The following is a 2,485-nucleotide window of genomic DNA, read 5'->3' as shown; positions in this document are numbered from 1 at the left end:
AACCAGGACTCGCGGCCGGTGACCATCGCCCTGGCCGGCCGCGGAGCCCGGCTCAGGGCGCGGTCGGCCGGCGCCTGGATCTGGACGCCACCCGGGCGTCGATGACATCCGGCGCGGCGGCGTGCGCGAGGAACGGTACGCGGGTGCGCCAGAGGGTCGTCTGGCGCACCCCGCCTACATCGGCCCCCTCTTCCCTGCCGCTAACAGGGTCACTTGCGTGTTCGAGGGGGCTCCCATCTGCGCTGCCCCCCGAACAATCGATCTGCCCAAGCCGCGGACCAGGCCAGGGGCCGGGTGGTGCCCGGCGAGCATGGCCCGGGGACAAAAGGGATCAGATCGTGCATTTAAGGGGACGGCCATCCAATTAAAGCCAACATCCAGTCCGGTGTCAGCGACCCTCGCCACACTGAACAAGGCTATACAAGACTGAACACTAAGGACGTTTCCGCAGGTTGTCGCAGTGTTTACTGACTAAATCAACTTGTAAGGGACGAGGGCCACAAAGAGCAAGGATTCCGTTCGGGATCTGGCATTCTTGGCTCACCGGGCGTCGATGATCCGAGCCGCTAACCCGGGTCGCTGGCTGCGCACAACCCCGCGCGCAGCGCTCGTCGGACCTCCCATCTCGCTGTTCCTGATCAAGAAAGAGGAGATCAATGCTGATCTTTGACGATGCGGCGTGCCCGGGTGCGGGCACTCGCGCCGACGGCATCGCTTCCGCTTCCCTTGGAGCGTGCCCCGGAGCTCGGGCTGGCAGGTGATCTGTACGGCCCGGTCTCTCCGTCACGCCACCGATATGCAACTGCGAGGACGCGCACGCAAGTCAACCGAAGTCGAGATCGCGCGGGTGAGGGAGCACCTCACCGAGCACTTCGGTGCGGACGGCTCGCCGAGCGAGAAGCTGCGAGGGCTCATCTACTGCGTTCGGCGCCGTAAGCGTTCCGGCTTCGAGCAGACAGTGATCGCCGAACGGGCCAAGCTCACCTTGGGCAGGGTGCAGCAGGTGCTCGCCGGCGACTACACCCGCGTTTCCTGGGACGCCGTCGCGGCGGTGCTCCTGGTCCTGGACGCCGACCCGGCGGACCTCAGCGTCGCGGGAGAGCTGTACGAGCAGATCAGCTCCCCCGGCTCCCCCTGGTCCGGGGGGCCGCGCGGCCCGCGCGGTGCCGCCGTCCCGGTCCGGCTACCGGCCACCCTGCTGACCCTCGGGGTCTCCAGCCCGGGTGTCACCAGCTTCTGGATCGCTCTGCCGCCCCCCACCAGCGCGGGCGACACCGGCGCCGGCGGCCGGCGGCACACGCTGAGCATCCCCGCCGCCGACCAGCCCGTCAGGAAAGACCGCACAGAGGAGGACATCGAAACGATCGACCCGATGGGTGTTCAGACGGTCGCCGAGTTCACCCAGGCCCTGGAGCTCTTCAACCTCACGCACGGAGAGAGATCGCTGCGCGAGATCGTCAAGCACTGCTCGGACGTGAACACCGAGCTCACGGCGGAGACGGGGCTGGAGATCCACCCCTACAGCACGGGGTCCTACTCCAACCTGATCCGCGACGGGAAGAAGGGCAAGCTCTCCAAGAAGGATCTCGTCCTGTCCTACCTGGCCGGCTGCGGCGCCACACGCGCGGAACTGGACGTCTGGGCCAAGGCCTACGTCCGGCTGAGGACCCTCATCACGAGATCCGGTGATCAACAGTAGCGCGGGCCGGTCGCCGACCGGGTTCACCCCGCGCTCCCGCAGTCCGCCGGCGACGGCGGCGGACGGGCCACTTGCGCCCTACCACAGACAGCAAGAGCCCTTCCGCCGCCAGGCGATGCCCCGCTGCTACAGGGGCGCCGCCTCTCCATCACCAGACACGCCACCACCTGATCAGAAAGGCGCATGTCCGCATGCCCAGCCTAGAGAATCCCCGCAACAACGGCGAGCAGCCCGTCCACAGCTTGCGCTGGCGTAAGAGCCGCGCTTGCGACGGCAACGAAAGCTGCGTCGAGACCGCTCGCCGACCGCACACGATCGCCGTCCGGGACAACGCCGCACCCGTCACCGACCCGGTGCTGGACTTCAGCCCCCGTGAGTGGGAGGCCTTCCTGCAGAAGACCAAGCGCGGGGCCTACGACCTGTGACATGAGGGGCGACGAAACAGGCCTCGACCGCTTCGCCCGGTCGGGGCCTCCCCTTCCCCGCGCGAGCCTGGGCCGTTGTTCGGCGGGATGTGTTCGCGGTGCTGGTGGCGGAGCTGAAGCGGTAACGGCCCTCCTCGGGCATCTGGCGTCGAGCCTCGGTCCTTGTGGGCCGGGGCTCGGTGTGTCGTTTGGCCAGGATGTCCGGGGATGGGGCGTGTTTGTGGCAGTTGCTTGGCGGGATCGGGGTGTGCGGACCGTCGAACCCGCACGGTAGTTAGGTCGTCACAATTAGTGTCGTGGTCTGCGACAAGGTGCGGCCCAGTTCGACCCCCAGGAGTGTGCGTTGCCCGCTGTGTCCCCC

The 2,485-nt window shown here is 67.7% G+C and carries 2 protein-coding genes; both read left to right on the top strand.

From position 1 onward, the window contains the following. Positions 1-847: 847 nt before the first annotated feature. Complete coding sequence (locus E1264_RS41950) at positions 848-1,699, top strand: helix-turn-helix transcriptional regulator (RefSeq protein WP_132183050.1); 852 nt, start codon at positions 848-850, stop codon at positions 1,697-1,699. 191 nt (positions 1,700-1,890) lie between these two features. Continuing rightward, positions 1,891-2,124, top strand: coding sequence for a DUF397 domain-containing protein (locus E1264_RS41945; RefSeq protein ID WP_165964664.1), 234 nt, complete (start codon positions 1,891-1,893; stop codon positions 2,122-2,124). Positions 2,125-2,485 lie beyond the last annotated feature (361 nt).

Origin of the sequence: Actinomadura sp. KC216 (assembly GCF_004348535.1) — a bacterium.
GTDB lineage: Bacteria > Actinomycetota > Actinomycetes > Streptosporangiales > Streptosporangiaceae > Spirillospora.
The sequence above is the reverse complement of the archived record's forward strand: the minus strand, read 5'-3'. Positions and strand labels throughout refer to the sequence as shown.